Source organism: Niallia alba, from assembly GCF_012933555.1.
GTDB classification, from domain to species: domain Bacteria; phylum Bacillota; class Bacilli; order Bacillales; family Cytobacillaceae; genus Niallia; species Niallia alba.
The window spans coordinates 2,647,517-2,667,425 of sequence record NZ_JABBPK010000001.1 but is presented as its reverse complement, the minus strand read 5'-3'; the positions used below and the strand labels follow the sequence as shown (position 1 = coordinate 2,667,425).

At 34.5% G+C, this 19,909-nt stretch carries 16 protein-coding genes, 1 pseudogene and 1 riboswitch; of the genes and pseudogenes, 3 read left to right on the top strand and 14 right to left on the bottom strand.

Annotated features, from left to right (window positions below; all coding sequences use genetic code 11):
- Window positions 1-22: 22 nt before the first annotated feature.
- On the top strand, window positions 23-646 hold the full coding sequence (locus HHU08_RS12755) for a LysE family translocator (RefSeq protein ID WP_101731140.1): 624 nt from the start codon (window positions 23-25) through the stop codon (window positions 644-646).
- Between the two features lie 309 nt (window positions 647-955).
- On the opposite strand, the gene HHU08_RS12750 is transcribed toward HHU08_RS12755, so the two are convergent.
- The 6 genes from HHU08_RS12750 to HHU08_RS12720 form a co-directional block, all read right to left on the bottom strand.
- Window positions 956-1,681 carry an MBL fold metallo-hydrolase gene (locus tag HHU08_RS12750; protein ID WP_016203709.1) on the bottom strand — a complete coding sequence of 242 codons (726 nt, stop codon included), beginning with the start codon at window positions 1,679-1,681 and terminating at the stop codon, window positions 956-958.
- Between the two features lie 137 nt (window positions 1,682-1,818).
- On the bottom strand, window positions 1,819-3,696 hold the full coding sequence (gene htpG, locus HHU08_RS12745) for a molecular chaperone HtpG (RefSeq protein ID WP_101731393.1): 1,878 nt from the start codon (window positions 3,694-3,696) through the stop codon (window positions 1,819-1,821).
- Between the two features lie 570 nt (window positions 3,697-4,266).
- Window positions 4,267-5,832 (bottom strand): catalase, encoded by a 1,566-nt coding sequence (locus HHU08_RS12735; protein WP_169188613.1) that lies wholly within the window; start codon window positions 5,830-5,832, stop codon window positions 4,267-4,269.
- Window positions 5,833-5,934: 102 nt separating this feature from the next.
- The gene (locus HHU08_RS12730; RefSeq protein ID WP_169188612.1) at window positions 5,935-6,348 is read right to left on the bottom strand and encodes a GNAT family N-acetyltransferase; all 414 of its coding nucleotides are present in this window, start codon (window positions 6,346-6,348) and stop codon (window positions 5,935-5,937) included.
- Window positions 6,349-6,468: 120 nt separating this feature from the next.
- Window positions 6,469-7,224 carry a DUF1129 family protein gene (locus tag HHU08_RS12725; RefSeq protein ID WP_169188611.1) on the bottom strand — a complete coding sequence of 252 codons (756 nt, stop codon included), beginning with the start codon at window positions 7,222-7,224 and terminating at the stop codon, window positions 6,469-6,471.
- On the bottom strand, window positions 7,225-7,557 hold the full coding sequence (locus tag HHU08_RS12720; protein ID WP_101731144.1) for a PadR family transcriptional regulator: 333 nt from the start codon (window positions 7,555-7,557) through the stop codon (window positions 7,225-7,227).
- A gap of 201 nt (window positions 7,558-7,758) precedes the next feature.
- Between HHU08_RS12720 and HHU08_RS12715 the strand changes: the two genes are divergently transcribed.
- Window positions 7,759-8,262, top strand: coding sequence for a hypothetical protein (locus HHU08_RS12715; RefSeq protein ID WP_169188610.1), 504 nt, complete (start codon window positions 7,759-7,761; stop codon window positions 8,260-8,262).
- 181 nt (window positions 8,263-8,443) lie between these two features.
- Here HHU08_RS12715 and HHU08_RS12710 read toward each other — a convergent pair whose 3' ends face one another.
- The 3 genes from HHU08_RS12710 to HHU08_RS12700 all read right to left on the bottom strand — a co-directional run bounded on the left by HHU08_RS12710 (window position 8,444) and on the right by HHU08_RS12700 (window position 11,516).
- Window positions 8,444-9,850 (bottom strand): amino acid permease, encoded by a 1,407-nt coding sequence (locus HHU08_RS12710; protein WP_169188609.1) that lies wholly within the window; start codon window positions 9,848-9,850, stop codon window positions 8,444-8,446.
- 154 nt (window positions 9,851-10,004) lie between these two features.
- A riboswitch (Lysine riboswitch) is annotated at window positions 10,005-10,183 on the bottom strand.
- A 242-nt stretch (window positions 10,184-10,425) separates the two neighbouring features.
- Entirely contained in the window at window positions 10,426-11,169 is a 744-nt protein-coding gene (gene map / locus HHU08_RS12705; protein WP_169188608.1) for a type I methionyl aminopeptidase, read from the bottom strand.
- Window positions 11,170-11,336: 167 nt separating this feature from the next.
- A complete protein-coding gene (locus HHU08_RS12700) occupies window positions 11,337-11,516 on the bottom strand; it encodes a hypothetical protein (protein ID WP_169188607.1) in 180 nt (59 codons plus the stop codon).
- A gap of 239 nt (window positions 11,517-11,755) precedes the next feature.
- Here HHU08_RS12700 and HHU08_RS12695 point away from each other — a divergent pair.
- Window positions 11,756-12,396: pseudogene (locus tag HHU08_RS12695) on the top strand (LysE family transporter).
- A gap of 208 nt (window positions 12,397-12,604) precedes the next feature.
- Here HHU08_RS12695 and HHU08_RS12690 read toward each other — a convergent pair.
- From HHU08_RS12690 to glsA, 5 genes are all read right to left on the bottom strand, one after another.
- On the bottom strand, window positions 12,605-14,053 hold the full coding sequence (locus HHU08_RS12690; protein ID WP_169188606.1) for an alpha-amylase: 1,449 nt from the start codon (window positions 14,051-14,053) through the stop codon (window positions 12,605-12,607).
- Window positions 14,054-14,407: 354 nt separating this feature from the next.
- Entirely contained in the window at window positions 14,408-16,390 is a 1,983-nt protein-coding gene (locus HHU08_RS12685) for a methyl-accepting chemotaxis protein (protein ID WP_169188605.1), read from the bottom strand.
- A gap of 172 nt (window positions 16,391-16,562) precedes the next feature.
- A complete protein-coding gene (locus tag HHU08_RS12680) occupies window positions 16,563-17,729 on the bottom strand; it encodes a M20 family metallopeptidase (RefSeq protein WP_205835775.1) in 1,167 nt (388 codons plus the stop codon).
- Between the two features lie 288 nt (window positions 17,730-18,017).
- Window positions 18,018-18,824 carry an adenosylmethionine decarboxylase gene (speD, locus tag HHU08_RS12675; protein ID WP_101731152.1) on the bottom strand — a complete coding sequence of 269 codons (807 nt, stop codon included), beginning with the start codon at window positions 18,822-18,824 and terminating at the stop codon, window positions 18,018-18,020.
- Between the two features lie 121 nt (window positions 18,825-18,945).
- The gene (gene glsA, locus HHU08_RS12670; protein WP_169188603.1) at window positions 18,946-19,875 is read right to left on the bottom strand and encodes a glutaminase A; all 930 of its coding nucleotides are present in this window, start codon (window positions 19,873-19,875) and stop codon (window positions 18,946-18,948) included.
- Window positions 19,876-19,909: the final 34 nt, after the last annotated feature.

Genomic DNA, 19,909 nt, shown 5'->3' with positions numbered 1-19,909 from the left:
CGTTATATTAGGGGGCTCTTTGATGGATAGTATTTTGTATTATATTGCCTTAGGTTTGTCACTAGCAGCGCCTATTGGTCCTGTAAATGCTGCTGTTATAAATAGAGGACTTAGATATGGGTTTCGCCATGCTTGGATTCTCTCGCTAGGATCTCTGTTGGGTGATGTATTCTTTATTATTCTTGTATACTTTGGAGTTGCAAAATTAGCAAATATCCCAATCGTTCAAACATTTTTATGGCTATTTGGTGCATTTGTCCTCATTTACACTGGAATCGAAGGCGTCATGACAAAAACGAATACAATCTCGCGAAGTAGTAAAGATAATAATTCTATGTTTCGCTCATTTATCACCGGTTTGCTTATGAGTATCATGAATCCTTTATCTATAATTTTTTGGTTAGGTATATACGGTTCTATCTTAGCTTCAACCATACATAATTTTAGTACAAGCACTGTTCTTCTCTATACTGGCTGTATGTTATTTGGTGTAGCCATTTGGGATCTAACGGTATCCATTTTAGCTAGTTTTTTCCGAAATGTTGTCTCTGAACAATTAATTACTTTTGTGAGCAGAATTTCAGGCCTAATTTTGGTGCTTTTTGGCGGTTATTTTGGAATGCGGGGAATTCAATTCTTTTTATAATATATTTTGCTAAAATGATTATATTTAAAGGGCTGTTTTCTAAAGGATTGTTGTTTTTTCAATAGGAAAAAAGAATTAATAGGAAAATTGGAGCAGCAGGAATACACGAAGACACCACGGGGATTAGCGAGACAGTCTGAGACCCCGGAGTGATGATACTGAGCAGGCTCAAGCTTAGTCCCATGGAAAGCGAAGTGAATTCCGGCTGCGGGTAATCGCAACAAACTTTACGAAAACAGCCATTTAAAAAAGAATTTCCTCAACTTATTTATAATAGGTTGAGGAAAAACCTCCAATTGCCCATCTTAGTTAGCTAGCTTTTGTTTTTACTAGACTTTGTAATTGTTCCATTACATTTTCAGTAACAATACCGCCATGATAGCATACTACTTGTTTAATAGGATACGCTAAAAATTTTTCTATTGATTGAATCGCAAGTTCCATATCTGGCGTACTTACCGGATTAGGAGGCTGAAGATGCCCATTTGTAGCAAGTAAGGTATCCCCAGCAATTAAAGTACCTGATTTTTTATGAAATAAACTAATATGACCTGGGGTATGGCCCGGAGTATGAATAATTTCTATCCCGCCATTAATATCTAAGGTTTGAGCATCTTCTAATGAAACAGTAACCTGTGCTTTTGGGGGATGGAGATAAGTGAATTTTAAGAAATCTGATAATTCCTCCCATTGTTCTTCAGTGAATTTAGCAGGATTTGTTTTTAATAATGGTAAATCACCCTCTATATATGGAATTTCTTCTTTATGTGCATAGATTGTTAAGTGTTGCGTACAGGCAGTTAATATTTCTGGCAGGCTTCCAATATGATTAATATCTTGGTGTGTTATCAAAATTCCAGTTAAATCTTCCAAAGATTTATTTGCTTTATCCATGACAAGATTTATTTCTTCCATATAACCTGGCATTCCAGTATCGATTAACAATGTTTGTTTTTCATCCCATATAAGGGTTGGGTGAATGACAAAGGAATCTTTTTCAATCGTCAAAGTCTCTATTCCTTTTAATTCTGCCATAGTATTGTTCCCCATCTCTGATTGTTTTTTTATAAGTATAGCGGTTTCGTTTTAAATAGTAAAACATTAATTAAATAAGAAAGAAGATGTTTTTGAATTGGAAAAGCCGCTCTGTGAATAGAGCGGCTTTGATTTTGTTATTTCATCAGTTTACACATATTATTGGTGAATTCAACTGGATCTTCAATCGATAACCCTTCAATTAACAATGCTTGGTTATAGAGAAGATTTGTGTAGAGCGTTACTTTATCTTTATCATTTTCAAACGCATCTTTTAATGATTGGAAAATTTCATGGTTTTTGTTAATTTCTAAGACTTTATCTGCTTTAATGTTTTGATTATCTGGCATCATGCTTAGGACCTTTTCCATTTCAATCGAAACTTCCCCTTCAGCTGTTAAGCAAACAGGATGTGATTTTAAGCGTGTGGAAACTTTTACGTTTTTTACTTTATCGGAAAGAATGTCCTTCATATAATCGAATAATGCTTTATTTTCTTCCGTTACTTCTTTTTCCTCTTTTTCTTCTTCTTGGTCAAGACCTAAATCACCGCTAGATACAGATTTAAACTCTTTCTCTTTATAAGTAGCAATCATTTTAATTGCAAATTCATCAATGTCATCAGTTAAATACAGAATTTCATAGCCTTTATCTGCTACTAATTCTGTTTGTGGAAGCTTCTCTATACGATCGATAGAATCACCAGTTGCATAATAAATGAATTTTTGATCTTCTGGCATTCTTTCTACATATTCATCTAACGATACTAATTTTTTTTCTTTAGATGAATAGAATAATAGTAAATCCTGAAGCATCTCTTTATTCATTCCAAAATCATTATAGACACCGAATTTGATTTGTCTTCCGAATGATTGATAGAAGGATTCGTATTTTTCCCTTTCATCCTTCAGAAGGCTAAGGAGTTGACTTTTGATTTTCTTTGTTAAGTTCTTTTCAATACGTTTTAACTGGCGATCTTGCTGCAGCATTTCTCTAGAAATATTAAGCGATAAATCTTCAGAATCGACCATACCTTTCACAAAGCTAAAGTAATCTGGTAGCAAGTCACCGCATTTTTCCATAATTAAGACACCATTTGAATAGAGCTCTAGTCCCTTTTCGTACTCTTTCGAATAATAATCGAACGGTGTTTTTTCCGGAATATATAAAATCGCGTTATAACGAATAGCCCCATCTACACTAACATGAATATGCTTTAATGGTTTATCATAGCCATAGCGTTTTTCTTCATAGAAATTTTGGTAGTCTTCTTCTGTTAATTCGCTCTTATTCTTTCTCCAAATTGGAACCATACTGTTGATGATTTGTTCTTCTATGATTTCCTCATATTCATTTTCTGTGCCCTCTTTTAATTTGCTAGAAGTCACATCCATTTTAATTGGATAACGAATAAAATCAGAGTATTTTTTAATAATTGTTTTTAAACGATATTCCTCAAGAAATTCATCATACTGATCGTCTTCTGTATTATCTTTCATTTTAAGGATGATATCTGTACCAATTGTGTCTTTATCTGTTTCTTCAATTGTATATCCATCCGCGCCTTTAGAGAACCATTTATAGGAAGTATCGCTATTTAATGATTTTGTAATCACTGTTACTTCATCTGCTACCATAAATGCAGCATAGAAGCCAACACCGAATTGACCAATAATGTCATGTCCATCTTTTGCTTCATTTTCCATTTTAAAGGATAAGGAACCACTCTTCGCAATCGTACCTAAGTTCGTTTCTAACTCTTCCTTCGTCATCCCAATACCAGTATCAGAAATAGTTAATGTACGATTTTCTTTATCTGCTTTAATTTTAATAAAATAATTATCTTTTTCAAAATTAATAGTGTCATCTGTTAAGGCTTTATAATAAATCTTGTCAATCGCATCACTCGCATTAGAAATCAATTCTCGTAGGAAAACTTCTTTTTGAGAATAAATAGAGTTAATCATCATTTCTAATAATCGTTTCGATTCCGCTTTAAATTCTTTTGTTTCGATCATTTTCCGCACCCTTTCTGTTTGATTACTATGTAATAATATTAGCACTTAAGAGTCTTGAGTGCTAATATATTAATTAAATATCATATTTTATCTACCATGTCAATAATTAGGATATTAGTTGTAGAAATTGTGTGGTAGAGTTTTAAGATTAGATTTTAAGCTGGATGAGTGCTTAGAATGGGATAAAAGTGGTGATTTACGAGTAGTAGTAGGGTTTTATTCCGGTATATCAGCCAAAATAGCTTGGATATCAGCCAAAATTCCGATATATCAGCCAATACTGCTTGGATATCAGCCAAAATTTTGATATATCAGCCAAAATAGCTTGGATATCAGCCAAAATTCCGATATATCAGCCAATACTGCTTGGATATCAGCCAAAATTTCGATATATCAGCCAACACTGCTTGGATATCAGCCAAAATTCCGATATATCAGCCAACACAACTTGGATATCAGCCAAAATTCCGATATATCAGCCAACACAACTTGGATATCAGACAAAGCCTCACCACTACATTCATAAAAAAGACCACCCAACCTTGGGTAGCCTATTTTAAAAGAAAATCAATATGGATCAGAAGGATGAGACATGCTTTCTGCTTCACCTACTGCTTTCTCCATTTTATCTTGATTGGATTTCAATACTTTTTTAATGCCTTCTGCGATTCTTTTTCCGTAATCCGGATCACATTTTGTACAGTTTTCAATCATAATCTCTTGAATTTCTTTTCGGCAGTTTGCTAAAGCATTGGAAAGATTGGAAATCAGTTCCTCTCTTTCAAAATCAGTAAATCTTCGGTATGTTTCTCCAGCTTGGCCAAAGTTATTTTCGCGAGAAATTGATTCTCGCTGTAATTTCCCTTCGACATAAGGCTCATGTTCTTTACCAGGGTTTTTCGCTTCTTTTAATCCACCAATCGTTGACGGTTCATAATTTATATGTGGGTTTTGGTGTTTGCCAAATTCAGTTCGGAAGTCCATTTGACCCCCTTCTTGATTTGTTGCAACATGTTTCTTTGGTCGGTTAATTGGTAATTGTAAATAATTGGAGCCAACGCGGTATCTTTGTGTATCAGAGTAAGAAAAGGTTCTCCCTTGTAATAGTTTATCATCTGAGAAGTCTAATCCATCAACAAGAACACCTGTACCGAATGCGGACTGCTCTACTTCCACAAAATAGTTTTCTGGATTTTTATTGAGAACCATTTTACCTACAGGTAGCCAAGGGGAATCTTCTTTATACCATAATTTTGTTGGATCAAGTGGATCATAATCCAGCTCAGGATGCTCGTCATCCTCCATGATTTGTACGAATAATTCCCATTCAGGGTAATCGCCATTTTCAATAGCTTCATATAAATCTTGCGTGGCATGGCTATAATTCATCGCTTGGATTTTATCCGCTTCTTTTTGGGTTAAATTTTTTATTCCTTGTTTCGGCTCCCAATGATATTTTACCAATACAGCTTTTCCTTCTTCATTTACCCATTTATAAGCATGCACACCAGAACCTTGCATATGGCGATAGCTTGCAGGGATACCCCATGGGGAGAATAAAAAAGTAATCATATGCATTGATTCAGGAGATTGAGACAGAAAATCAAACATTCTTTCTGGATCCGAAAGGTTTGTGACAGGATCTGGTCGAAAAGAATGGACCATATCAGGGAATTTTAAAGGATCACGAATAAAGAATATCTTAAGGTTATTGCCAACTAAATCCCAATTTCCATCTTCCGTGTAAAACTTAATGGCAAATCCTCGAGGATCTCTTAAAGTTTCAGGAGAATGTAATCCATGTACCACTGTAGAAAAACGGACAAATAAAGGCGTTTTCTTCCCTTTTTCTTGAAAAAGTTTAGCCCGAGTGTACTTGGAAATTGGCTCATCTCCAACAGTACCATAGCTTTCAAAATAGCCATGCGCCCCAGCGCCTCGCGCATGAACGATTCTTTCCGGAATTTTTTCTCTGTCAAAATGACTTATTTTTTCGAGAAAATCATAATTTTCCAGTGTAGTTGGCCCGCGGCTTCCAACTGTCCTAACATTCTGGTTGTTTGTAACAGGGTGGCCTTGGCGATTCGTTAATTCATCTTCTTGGTGTTGATTGTGCCTTTGCTCATCTTTCATTAACTTGCATACCTCCTTTTTATGTACTTCACTAGTTTTTCCAGATTAAAGAATGGGTATGCATAGTAAATAATAAAGAACCACATTTTTATCATGTGGTTCTTAAAGAAGCAGAGACATACCAGGTGCATCATGTTCTCTTTCTGCAAAGCCTAATTTTTTATAAAAAGGATGCTTACCTTTAGCAGAAAATAATTGGATTGATTGGATACCTGATTCTTTACATTTATAAATTAGTTTCTCAATAACTTGTTTTCCTAGTCCGTTTCCTTGTTCGTCTGGGTGAACCATGACATCACAAATTAATGATTGATATACACCATCAGAAATCATCCGACCAAAAGCGATTAGCTTTTGATCATTATAGATGGAGATAGAATACCAGCTATTCTTAGCTGCTTCATATAATTGTTCACGTGTATAATTACCTTTTTTATTTTTTAATAAGCCGCTGTCCTCATGTAATCGGGCAAATTGAGAGAATGATGGTAGTTCTTCCGTAATTAGATAATCCATGATAATATTTTCCCCTTTATATCCGTATCTTCATAATAATATTTATACATTATTATGAATTAATATTCAATCATTTTTTCGAAAAAAGCATATCTTTTTCTAGATATGCTTAATGGTATATTAGGTTGTCTTTTTCTCCTGTTTCCCTTTCCAAATTATCCAAATAAAATATCCTAACATGATTGCTATCAAAGTAGCAGAAGATATAATGGACTTTGTTTCTTTAGAAAAAGAAAGAGGTTCTACTATGACTATTGGAAGGTATATAATCACTGGGAAAAATATAATCCATGTTTTACTCCACCATGCAAACCAGCATATATAAGCAAATGGTATAATAAAGAAAATGGTTTGTTTGGCTAAAGTATCCATCATAAAAATGGGTCCATAATTATTTCCATAAAACGTCAATCCAAAAAATAGCCCTGTCAATAATATTTGTATAAGAAACAACAAGCCGAATGTCTTTTTGTTGGATACACTTCTTGAAGAAATAAATCGAAAAACGACAACATACAAACCAAGCATGAATAAACAGATAAATATTGAACCGATACCAACAAATAAGGAAATTTGATTTTCACCTAGGATAATTTTTCCGATAAGCGTGTATGCAATTAAACAAATGAATACATGCGGTAAAAGTTTCCCCCATTCCTTGAGATCTGTCTGCATTTCGCTAGCTAAGCTCTCCATATATTCTTTTGGGGATTCTCCTGTTACCTCATGGATATTCTTCCCATTTGCTTCTGCTTCTCGTAAATGATCGGTTAATTCTTCGACAATCTCGTTAATTTCTTTATCTTTCTTACCAGAAGAAAGTAAATATAGATGTAGGTTGTCAATAAATGCTGCTGCTTCTCTCGATAGTTTCATTTATTTCTCCTCCTTTATCTCTTTTAATAAACAATGCACACTTGTTGCAAGCTCTGTCCAAGTGTCAGCAAATTCAGCTAAAACTTCTTCCCCTTTATCGGTAAGAGAATAATACTTACGCTTTGGACCAGATGGAGATGCTTTTGTTTCAACTGTCACAAGCTCTTCTTTTTTCATCCGTAATAGGACTGGATAGATACTTCCTTCACTGATCATCGTAAATCCATAAGCCTCTAATTTTTCAATCATTTCATAGCCATAAATCTCCCCTTTGGAAATAATCGCGAGCAAGCATCCTTCCAAAACTCCCTTTAACATTTGACTTTTTGACATCGGAAAGTATCCTTTCTTTCTAACTATATGGTTATACAACATAGTTAGTATTTTGCAATACAAGATAGTTTGATTTCTTTAATATTAGCATATAGTATTTTGCGATGCAAGATAGATTTTTAAAATTAGGCTTATCCTTTTCATTTAGGTTTCATAGTGGACTTCCACTCCTTCATACAGTAAGGAGAAGGAGGTGAAGTAGTGAAAAAAGTTATTAATATTTTCTTAATTCCCTTTCTGCTTCTGTTTACAGCTTGTTCAGCAGATCCAGTGAAAGAAGATTTAGTTCAATATATCAATGAAGATATGAAAACGGCCTTTGAATTAGAGGTTAAAGCGGTATCCGCGTATGATTCCGTTTCTGGAATTCATTATTCGGATGACTGGACGATGTATGATACAATCCAAACTACTGTAATCCCGAATTATAATGAATTTATTAAAGAATTGAATCGGGTAAAAGTGGAAACAGAGGAATTAAGAGAAATACATGAAATATATATAGAGGGCGCTGATATACAGTATAATGCCTTTGTAAAAATACTTACAGCGCTAGAAACACAGGATATCGCTCTTGTAGAAGAAGCGAATTCCATGCTTGAGGAAGCACGCAAATTGATTCGTCAGTACATTAATGAATTAGAAAAACTTGCAAAAGAGCATGAGGTGGAATGGGATGATAGTACGGTGAATGAATCACTATAGCATAATCCATTTCAAAAAAATCCCGGTAAAGTAAACTATAACCGTTTACTTTATCGGGATATATTTGTCCACTTTTTAATTTGTATTATTTAACCCACTTATACTATCTTGTAAAGGTTCGAAAAGTACAACTAACCATCAGTCGGAGATGAAGTAATCCCTGATTAATGGAAGGTTTCTTTTAAAAGGACTTTTTTTCTTTACCTCTATTTACTTTGTTATAGAAAAGAATTCCGCTTAATAGTAATAATACCCCGAAACTAAACGTCTTAATATCAGCAGTTCCTGCAATAATCACCCAAATAGAATAAATGGATGCAATCAATCCAATAACAAAGTCTACTCTTCTCGCTTTTAGAGAGTCATATGTTTCACCAGAGATAACCAATTTTAATTGGAAGAAAGACGAGATTAAATAAGGAACAAGATAACTTAGTGTTGCAATATAAATAACAAAATCAAATGCCTGCGAAATACTTCTTGAAATAGTGGAGAAAATAAATAATTGTCCTAAAAGATTGGTAACAATTAAAGAGAATGTTGGTATTCCCTTTTTATTTTCTTTTAAGAAGGCAGGAATGAATATACCTTGTTTTGCGGCTGCATAAGGTACTTCTGCGCTTAACATAATCCAACCAATTGTCGACCCAAATAAACTAATTAAGCCGATCGCTGCAAGTACTTTACCAGCAATTGGTCCTAATACAGCTTCAATCGCATCAATTAAAGGTTTTTGAGAAGCAATTAACTGATCTTGTGACAGAATTCCCATTACAAGTGTGCTGATTCCAATGTAAATCGCTAAAGCAATTAACAAACCAAAAATCGTTGCTTTTTTCACATCTGATTGTTTTTTTGCTCTCGAAGCAAATACAACGGCAGACTCCACACCGATAAATGCCCATAAAGTTGTAATTGCTGCACTGTTAATTTGTCCAAATAGTCCAACAGAGTTTCCAGCTGCATTTATTTTCGGTTCCACAAACGGAAGGATGTTACTTTTCTCAAAAGCGAATAAAGCAATGATAATAAATAACATAAATCCAATTACTTTGGCAGAAGTAGCCAATATGTTCAATCTGCCGGCATTTTCTAATCCGTTTAAGATGATGAAATGAGTTCCCCACAATAAGATTGTACACACAAGGAAGGTTAACGCATTTCCTACATATAATGTGAAAGAACCAACATCTAGTAAAACTGCTTCACTTGTTAAAACGGGGAAAAAGGTTGATAAATAGCCGGCAAAAGTAGTAATAATAGCGATATTACCAGCAAGGTTTCCGATCCAGTAGCCCCATGTAGACATAAAACCAGCTAAAGTCGATTTCTTTGATCCTGGTTTAAATAGCTCTTTTGCATAAATTTGTGGACCGCCGGTTAAATTTGGCTTGCGAATCGCCAAATTACCAAATACTAATGCGGTAACTAACACACCGAAACCTGTTAATAGCCAAGCAAGGATTACCCCAGCTGGACTTGCTACTTCTGCTAATGAACGAGGAAGCATAAAGATTCCTGATCCAACCATATTTCCAACGACTAAGGATATTAATACCCCTAATCCTAATTTCCCTTTCGTACTCATTGTTGTCTCCTTTATGATGTATTTGCTCATGTTTGACATAGGAGATTTACTTTGAAGCCTTATATCTAAATACAATAAAATGTATTTTTATTATTTCCAAGGCATAAAAAAACACACCTCTAAAATGGTGTGAAGTTAGAAAACACCATCAGATAAAAAGGATAGTTCATCATAGTAAGATCCTATGACAGTCCTGCACCTATTCGTATGCAGTCCCAGCTACTATTATCAGAGAATAATAGTGCTTCGGCGATTTTTCCTTTCAAAAACAATCAATAAGCTCTCTGGCTCTCCCTTTTATTACTTATAAAAATCGCGACCTCTACCTCATCTTGAGCTGATAAGGATTTTTGTTATGAAATTATATGTACTAGGTTACGAGATATACTTATGATTGTCAATGGATATATAAATAGAGAGAACTATTGTTAAATTCAAAATTATTGAATCTAAACTTATACATTTTAGAACAAGCTTTCTATAAATAGTTATTTACCTATTATTTTTTCCCAAATTATAGTTCTTCGAAACAAAACCAGCTCTGTTTTTTTGAACAGAGCTGGTTTTGTGTAAACTTATAAAGTTGTAATAATCGGTTTATCTTTGGTAATAATGACAGTATGCTCATATTGGGCAACAAAGCTTTTTTCTTTAGTAGAGAATGTCCATCCATCATTTTTCTCATACACTTCTTCAGAACCTGTTGATATAAATGGTTCAAAAGCGATAACCATTCCCTCACGAAGTAATTCCGTATCCCATGAATCGAAATAATTAAGAATATGATCTGGCTTTTCGTGAAGGGATGTTCCAATTCCATGACCAGTCAGATTTTTGATTACTGTAAACCCGTTCTTCTTAGCTGTGTTGTACACAAATTTTCCGATACGATTCTTCTTTGCTCCTGGTTTAAAACACTTAAGTCCTTCTTCGAAAGCTTCTTGTGCAACTTCGCAAAGCTTTATGAGTTTAGGATCACCATTTCCAACAACAAATGATTTTCCTGTGTCTGCAAAATAACCATTTTTACTTGCAGATACATCAATATTGACTAAATCCCCTTCTTGAATGATGCGATCTCCCGGTATACCATGAGCAACTTCATCATTTACAGATATGCAAGTATACCCTGGGAACTCATACATATCTTGAGGAGCAGAAATGGCACCGTGTTCAGCAAATAGCTTGCCTGCTAAATCGTCTAATTCTTTCGTCGTTACTCCTGGTACTGTTTTTTTTATTAATTCCTCTCTGATAATGCTTACGACTTTTCCAATTTCTTTTAAACCGTTAATGTCTTGTTCGCTCTTTACTATCATTTAAATTCTCCTTGTATAGATCAGTTCTCGATTCTTATTCGCGTATACTATTATATGCTAAATTGAGTACTAAGTAAAAGGAATAAACCGAGATAACAACTATTCAGACATCAAGTTGAGAAGGGCAGAAAAAAATACGAGTAGCTAACCTACTCGTATTTTTTTGATCATTCCCCTTTGTATTCACCGGTATTTTTCAAAGCTTTTTCTTTTTTGACTTTGTCTTTATGAATTTTATTTGTTGCTGCGCTACCCATTTCATGAGCAAATTCTTCATTTAGCACAGCAGAATCAAATCCTTTTTTATTCTTTTGTTGTGGGTCTGATTTTTTATTTTTCTTTGCCATTTTGAACCCTCCTTTTATCCTCTTTATTATGGAGAAGGAAGAGTTAAAATATGCATTTATTTCCCTACTATTACTTGGTACGTTTGTTTTGATAATATCTTGATCTATCTGTCTCCTTTTTCTTTAGTAAAGCATCTTCTTCCAATAGAGGTAAGAAAGTCTTATAACTATTTGAATTAATCCACATATCATTTATCCCTTCTACATAGCATGTACAAGAAAGGATGTGGGGGAGGTGGATGTTCAGTATAACAATACTGCTTATTTATATAATATTAGCGTTTACATTATCTGCGCCGATTGGTCCAGTAAATTCTGCGAGAATTGATAAAGGAATTAAAAATGGTTTTTGGCATGCTTGGATTGTTGGCTTTGGTTCTATGCTTGCTGATGGGCTATTTATGGGAATGGTTTATATGAGAATGGTTCATTTCCTTGAAATAGATATCGTTCAAATATTCCTATGGCTTTTTGGTGGATTTATTTTAATTTATACTGGAATGGAGAGTGTAATTGGTGCTCAAAACCTCAAGCTTGATTCGCTTAGGGGAAAAGATTCTTTATTTAAATGCTTTTTAACCGGGTTCGTAATGTTTATAACTAGCCCGCTATCTATTTTATTTTGGCTAGGAATATATGGATCTGTTCTAGCTAAAACTGCTCAAGAAAATGGGACTAGTTCCTTGTTGATTTATAGTAGCATGATTTTTCTTGGGCTTACTTTATGGGATTTAATTGTAGCAGCCTTAACAAATGGTTTCAGGGGCTTATTACACTCGCAACATTGAGAGGAATTTCGATTATTTCTGGTGTTTCGTTAGTTTTATTTGGCTTGTATTTTGGCTATCAGGGAATTATGAAATTATTCTTTTCTTCTTAATAAAGGGTTGTTTTCGTAAAGTTTGTTGCTATACTTGCAGCCGAAATACGCTTCGCTTTCTGTGGGACTCGCGCTAATTCCCGTGGAGTCTATGTGTATTCCGGCTGCTCTATTTTTCCACCTTATTCATTTTTTTGATTAAAAAACAACCTAGTAAAAAAGGGGTCTTAGTTATATTACCTATTGCAGACTAAGTCCCCCCTTGATTCTAATCAGCTAATCCCCAAATAGACACACTCTTAGCATTTACAGGAAAGTCACCATAACCATCTTCACCAATTTTTACGCGCTCTTTTCGTGTATTCGTAAAATCAATCCACTCTTCCCCACTTCGAGCTTCACCAACAAACATTTTTTTACTACTTTCATCTTTATTGGAAATGACGACTGCACAACCGGATCTTTCTATTTTTGTTTCACCATGGCGAACCCATCCAATTACATGAGCATTATCAAAATAATCGTCTTGTGGGCCGTAGGCTTTTTTCTTGCGTACATATAATAAGGGATCTATTGCAGCTTTTTTTCCTTCAATTGAATGCTCTCCGCTAATTCCAAAATAATCTCCATAGAAAATTGTCGGATAGCCATCTTTTCGAAGTAAAATAAGACTATAGGCTATTTGCTTAAACCAATCACCTACCCAAGATTCTAACGCTTCGCCTGGCTGTGTATCATGATTATCAACAAATGTAACACAGTTAAGCGGATTTTCCTTTACTAATGTACCATCAAAAATGGTAGAAAGATCGTAGTCGCTTCCTACAATAGAAGCAGTATGCAATTTATAATGTAGTGGAACATCAAACAAATCAATTTTATAATCCATTTGTTCCAAAAATTCCTGGCATTCATTGATTTCTGCTTTCCAAAATTCTCCTACAAAATAAAAATCTTCTTTTTCTTTTAGTAAGGAAGTGGCGAATTTTTTAATGAATTCGTGGTTAATATGTTTGATTGCATCTAATCGATAACCATCACATTTCACTGTTTCATAAAGCCATTTTCCCCATGTAATCATCTCATTTTGTACAAGTTCATTATTATAATCAATATTGGCAAACATTAAATAATCGTAATTTCCAAATTCATCATCTACATTTGTATTCCACATCTTATTGTCACCGATAATTCTAAAGACCCCTGCTTTTTTTTTTTTGTTATCATAATCTGTACCGTTAAAATATTGAAAATTCCACTTGAATGGTGAATACGTTTCTCCTCTTCCAGGGAAAGTAAATTTCGTCCATGCTTCTATATCATGCGGCTCAGAAATTTCTTCTTCTCTGTTTTCAGGATTTACTTCAATCGCTTTAAATGTTTCTTTTTCATCTGCAGCAGCCTTATGATTCATAACTACGTCGACATATACTTGTATTCCAACATTATGACATGCTTTTATTGCTTCTAATAATTCCTTTTTTGTTCCATACTTTGTCCGAACGGCTCCCTTTTGATCGAACTCTCCTAAATCATAAACATCATAAACACCATAACCATTGTCGTCTTTGGAAGCCCCTTTCGTAACAGGTGGAATCCAAACGGAATCAATTCCCACTTCTTTCAATTCTCCTGCTTGTTCTTTCAAACGATTCCAATGTTGTCCATCTGCATCTAAATGCCATTCAAAATATTGCATCAATGTTTTGTTCTCCATTTATCTTGTCTCCTACTCCAAATAATTTGTAGCTTTTCTCACATAATGATGGATAAGCTTTGTATGAAGTAATACTACCCACTATTCTCTCTTTTCAAGCGTACTTAAGAAATTGTATAGGGCTATTAGGAGAAAATAATCGATTGTTGTTTTCATATAATTTTTAGTAAGTAAGCAGTCTAAATGAAAAAACATAAAGAAAACTAACCATCATTGTGATTCTCATCCTCATTGATGGTTAGTTTTACTTCTCGGACCTTTACATGCAGTAAGATATCCCCCTAGCTTCCTTGATTTTCCGCAGCTCTCAGTTGGAGTTGGCCCTTACTACCCGTTAATAGTGTAATGAATATTTTAATAATGAAATTGTGCGATTAATTTTTTTAAATGGTCAGCTGTCTCAGCAAGGCTGCTTGCTGAAGCGTGCACTTCTTCGAATGATGCTAGCTGTTCCTCGGTAGATGCAGATATTTCTTCTGATAATTCAGCATTTTGCTTACTAAATAAAATTAATGCTTCAAAGGTTTGGGCAAGTATTTTAATATGTTTATAAACCTCCTCAGAGGAAATAGTGACATCCTCGATAAAAGGTGCTGTTTCATTCATGCTAGTAGATATAGCGTTGAATTTCTTTTTGACAGAAGACATAATTGATAGTCCTCCATCGACTTGCTTATGTACGATATTCATCCTGTTGATGGTAGAGTGTGTATCAGATTGAATTCCTTTAACTAAATGTTCAATTTCCGTTGCGGAATGATGGGTAGTCTCTGCTAATTTTCTAATTTCCTCTGCTACGACAGAAAAACCTTTTCCACTTTCTCCTGCTCTTGCTGCTTCAATCGCAGCATTTAATGCTAATAAATTTGTCTGGTTAGCTATAGAGCTTATTAATTGAATAATTGCTTCCACTTCTTTGGAACGCTTATTTAGTTCATCTATTTGTTTATCTGATTTAACGACAGAATCAACAATTAATTGCATTTGTTCCTCTGCCTGATTAATAGCTAGTTCGCCTTCCTTTGCTTTCTCCACCGTCATGGAACCTAACTTAGATAAGTACAGGGAATTTTCTCTTATTAATCCCGTTCTTTCTGTAATATCTTTTAATTTTGTTGTATTTGTTTCAATTTGTTGTTTTTGATGATCTGCTTTTGATGCAATTTCCTGTGTAACAGACACTAAATCTTCTACCACTTTTGTTGAGGAAGAAGAACTTGCGGTAAGATTATCGCTTGATGCAGCAACTTGAGTGATGCTTTTTTCCATATGTATGATTAGTTGCTTTAAATTTTCTTGCATTTGTTGAAAAGATTTTGTTAGATGACCAATTTCGTCTGTCCTTCTAACTTCCATTTGCTGTGTTAAATCGCCCTTCCCAACAAGACCCGCTTTTTCTCTTAGTAGATTCAACGGTTTAAGAATGGATTGGATGTTAAAATAAATAAGAATAGAACCGATGCAAAGAAATACAAAAATAGCCAAGAAGGATGCTTTTAAAATTGGTGAGGAAGCATTAGAAACCTCATTTGAATACATGGATCCGGCAATCTTCCATCCAGTAAGATTATTGGTGAGATAAGTAAGTTTTTTCTCTTTGTTATCCAGGGTATATGTAAAAGTACCATTCTCTTTAAGTTTCATCTGTTGAATATAGTTTTCTGTGCCGATTTCACCGATTTTTTCTGTTGGATGTGCCATATAAGCATTATTTTTGTCTATAAGAAATACATATCCTTCTTTTCCTATTGTGATATTGTTCACAATTGTTTGTATAGAACTAAGTTTGATTTTTAAACCGACTACCTTGTCTCCATCCTCTGTACTACCAGCGATTGTAACGACCATTTCATTTGTACTCGCAGATATATATGGATCGGAAATATAAATTTCATCTGGCCTTTCCTCTGCTCTGATAAACCATTCACTAGCTGTTGGATCATAATTGTCTGCTACTTTTCCTTCTGGCTTCTGAACATATTTTCCTTTTTTCGTGGCATAAAATATGCTGTCAATATCATCATAAAAATATTGATAGTTTTCAAGGGTAGCATTAATAAAATCATCTGATACAGCGTTATTTATATCTCCCCAATCTTTTCGAAGCTTGTCCACTTGCTTCATCTTCGTTGAGAGCTCTGTCGTAATATTCTCATCTAATTGTTTTATCTGTTGGTAAGCATTGTCCATTATTTCATGCTCTAGTTGATTTTTTGAATTGAAATAAGAAAAGATACCAATGAAAATAGTGGGAATAAACAGTAGAAGAAAAAAGCTAGTGTATAATCTCTTTTTAATCGTTATTCTGTTCTGAAATAGGTCGAATTTTTTTCTCATTTTCGATTAATAGCTCCTTTATGTATGAAAGTAGGACTTATTTATTATAATGGAAATTTTTCCACCTATAACGAAAAGAGGAAATTTGTCATAAATACGCCTTAATTAATAGGAAAAAAGACCTTACTTTCTCTAATGTTCAAAGTGAAAGTAAGGTCTTTTCCTAGTTAAATTATTTGTTTTTTTGAAATTCCTCTTTGATTGCTGCCAATAATTCTTTATCTGTAAGGATTTCTAGGCCTGTAAGTGCCATTGATTTTGCTCCTAGAATCATCGCATCTCTTCCTTGATCTGTCATCGCAGCTTCTCTGAATTCATGTGTATGGCAAGCATATGCTTCATTACAGATTTTCACGTATGGATGAATGGAAGGAACTACTTGGCTTACATTTCCCATATCAAGAGAACCTGATCCATCTCGTTGTTCGTGAATATCAGTTTCTTCTACTCCTAAAGAGATAAGCTGCTTTGTAAATACAGCAGATAAAGTCTGATTAGTAATCATGTCATCATAGGAGAATTCATAAAAACTAGATTTAACCGTAGCTCCTGTTTGCAGTGCAGCACCTTCTGCACATTGTTTGACTTTTTCTACTAATATATTTACATCTTCTCTTTTCCCAGCTCGCACATAAAACTGTGCTACTGCATAATCAGGCACAATATTTGCAGCTTTTCCGCCTTCTGTGATGATACCATGAATACGGGCATCAGGCTTTATATGCTGTCTTAAAGCATTGATACTATTAAATGTGTGTAATACAGCATCTAGGGCATTAATACCTAAGTGAGGGCTTGCAGCAGCATGTGCTGACTTTCCAAAAAATTCAAACTGGATAGCATCCATTGCAAGGGAATCACCACTCTTCAAATAATTATCTAGTGGGTGAACCATCATCGCTACATCTAATTCTTCGAAAATTCCTGCTTCCGCCATTGTTACTTTCCCGCCTTTTGTTTCTTCAGCAGGTGTTCCGTACACAATAACTTTTCCTCCTGTTTCTGAAAGAACTTTGCTAAGACCAATTCCAGCAGCTATCCCCATTGTTCCGATTAAATTATGTCCACATGCATGACCTAATTCAGGTAAGGCATCATACTCTGCCATAAAGCCAATCACAGGACCGATTTTACCACTATCAAAGGTTGCTTTAAAAGCAGTAGGTAAATCACAAATTCCTGTTTCTACAGCGAATTGATGTTCTTTCAATGTATCAGTTAATATTTTGCAAGCTTTAAATTCCTCATGACCTAATTCAGGATTTTCGCCAATATAAATACTTATATTTTTAAATATCGATTCATTTTCATTAATTGCATCTAAGATGATTTGTTTCATCATTTTCGCACCTTTCTATCTTTCTACATTACTAGTTTACCAATTTTCTATGAAAAAGCTACTAAAAAATGTTTAAAAATAATTGTAAAAGTATATTTATGCATTATGGGTTAGACATTTACTTTAAATTGATAGGAACTATCCACAAAAAAACCGGTACATCCCTTATCGTAAAGATGCCCAGCGAATTTTTTGATTTATTTTATACCACTTATACTGTCCGTAAAGGTCTGATTGGTTCAACTAACCATCAGCTGGGGAGGAAAAAAACCCTCACTGATGGCAGTTTCACTTTATATTTTTTCCATAAAAAATCTCATTCATTTCCTCTGTAAGTTTTTCCGTTATAAAGATGCGATCTGATGTAGATAGTTCATCTTCTTTATAGCCAAATAAATAATTATTTAAGTCAAATTGTTTCAACTTACATTTTGTATGAAAAATGTTTTCTTGATAAATATTTACATCAATCATATCAAATTGAGACTTCACATCGTCTGGAATATAGTTTTGAATGGAATTAATATCGTGATCGATAAAGAGTTTGTGCCCCTGTATATCCCGGGTAAATCCTCTTACTCGATAGTCCATAATCATAATGTCGGTATCAAAAGAATAGATTAAATAGTTTAATGCTTTTAAAGGCGAGATTTCACCACATGTAGAAACATCGATATCGGCACGAAAGGTACTGATTCCTTCATCTGGATGATATTCAGGATATGTATGTACCGTTATATGGCTTTTGTCGAGATGCATAACGACTGAGCCTGGAAGTGGTCCTGGTGATTCCTCAAAAACTTCCTTAGGTGCTTCTGTTACTGGTCCCTCTGAAACAAGTAGAGTGACGCTAGCTCCTTGTGGTTCATAGTCTTGTTTTGCGACATTTAATACATGCGCACCGATAATATCCGAAACATTTTTTAAAATTTTTGTTAGTCGATCTGCATTATATTGTTCGTCAATATATTGGAGATAAGCTTCCCGTTCACTTTTCGTTCGGGTATAACAGATATCGTACATATTAAAACTTAATGATTTCGTTAAATTGTTAAATCCGTGTAACTCTATACGCTGCTGAGGTGTTAAACTCATGTTTATCCCCCTTTTCCTAACATGTGAGTATTGTTATGTTACCCGAACAGGGAGTGGATTAACCAAAAAAATCACTATTCTCTCTTTCGTTAAAACGAGAGGTTAGTGATCATTTGGATTTTTAGAACATACTTAAATCATATTTTTTTGCGAGGATTTCTAATAACTTTAATCCTGCCACACTGTTACCTTTATCGTCCAAAGCAGGACCTGAAATTCCGATGCCGAAACGAGCTGGAACTGCTCCTAATATTCCGCCAGAAACACCACTTTTTGCTGGAATTCCGACTCGGACGGCAAATTCACCAGATGCATTGTACATTCCGCATGTTACCATAAATGTTTTGCAGATACGCGCAATAGAGGATGGCATTAATTGTTTGTTTGTTATTGGTTCTTTGCCATCTAAAGCGAAAACTATGCCAATTCGCGCTAAATCTAAACAGTTCACTTCAATAGAGCATTGCTTTGTGTATAAGTCTAATAATTCCTCTACATCTTCATTTATAATGCTGTGTTGTTTCATAAAAAAACACAGTGCTCTATTTAAATGAGAGGTTTCAAATTCGGATTTAGCCACCTCTTTTGAATAACTTATTTCTTGATTTCCCGACAGAAGTTTGACGAAATCAATGATTTTCTGAAATCGTTCTTCTACTGAACTACCTTTAATCATATGGGTAACAGCAAGTGCCCCAGCATTGATCATTGGGTTAAGCGGTTTTGATGGATTACTCATTTCTAGCTTAACAATTGAGTTAAAGGGATCCCCCGTTGGCTCATAGCCAACTTTGCTGAAAACGAATTCTTCCCCTGATTCTATGAGTGCTAGTGCTAATGTGATGACTTTTGAGATACTTTGTAAGGTGATTTTCTTATGAATGCAGCCTGCTGAATAGCAAGTACCGTCAGAATGATAAATTGCTACAGATAAATCAGCTGGATTGGCTTTACTAAGTGCGGGGATATAATCGGCAACCTTCCCTTTACTTGAATATTGTTTTGCTTCTAACAGAATGTTTTCTAATTCTTCATTTGATTGACAAGGCATTTATTCACCAACTTTACTACAGATTTTTGCATAC

Bases quoted from the DNA above. Each gene is read 5' to 3' on its own strand.
- HHU08_RS12755 (WP_101731140.1), top strand. From the start codon at position 23: ATGGATAGTATTTTGTATTATATTGCCTTAGGTTTGTCACTAGCAGCG.
- HHU08_RS12750 (WP_016203709.1), bottom strand. From the start codon at position 1,681: ATGGCAGAATTAAAAGGAATAGAGACTTTGACGATTGAAAAAGATTCC.
- HHU08_RS12735 (WP_169188613.1), bottom strand. From the start codon at position 5,832: ATGAAAGATGAGCAAAGGCACAATCAACACCAAGAAGATGAATTAACG.
- HHU08_RS12730 (WP_169188612.1), bottom strand. From the start codon at position 6,348: ATGGATTATCTAATTACGGAAGAACTACCATCATTCTCTCAATTTGCC.
- HHU08_RS12725 (WP_169188611.1), bottom strand. From the start codon at position 7,224: ATGAAACTATCGAGAGAAGCAGCAGCATTTATTGACAACCTACATCTA.
- HHU08_RS12720 (WP_101731144.1), bottom strand. From the start codon at position 7,557: ATGTCAAAAAGTCAAATGTTAAAGGGAGTTTTGGAAGGATGCTTGCTC.
- HHU08_RS12710 (WP_169188609.1), bottom strand. From the start codon at position 9,850: ATGAGTACGAAAGGGAAATTAGGATTAGGGGTATTAATATCCTTAGTC.
- map (WP_169188608.1), bottom strand. From the start codon at position 11,169: ATGATAGTAAAGAGCGAACAAGACATTAACGGTTTAAAAGAAATTGGA.
- HHU08_RS12700 (WP_169188607.1), bottom strand. From the start codon at position 11,516: ATGGCAAAGAAAAATAAAAAATCAGACCCACAACAAAAGAATAAAAAA.
- HHU08_RS12690 (WP_169188606.1), bottom strand. From the start codon at position 14,053: ATGGAGAACAAAACATTGATGCAATATTTTGAATGGCATTTAGATGCA.
- HHU08_RS12685 (WP_169188605.1), bottom strand. From the start codon at position 16,390: ATGAGAAAAAAATTCGACCTATTTCAGAACAGAATAACGATTAAAAAG.
- HHU08_RS12680 (WP_205835775.1), bottom strand. From the start codon at position 17,729: ATGAAACAAATCATCTTAGATGCAATTAATGAAAATGAATCGATATTT.
- speD (WP_101731152.1), bottom strand. From the start codon at position 18,824: ATGAGTTTAACACCTCAGCAGCGTATAGAGTTACACGGATTTAACAAT.
- glsA (WP_169188603.1), bottom strand. From the start codon at position 19,875: ATGCCTTGTCAATCAAATGAAGAATTAGAAAACATTCTGTTAGAAGCA.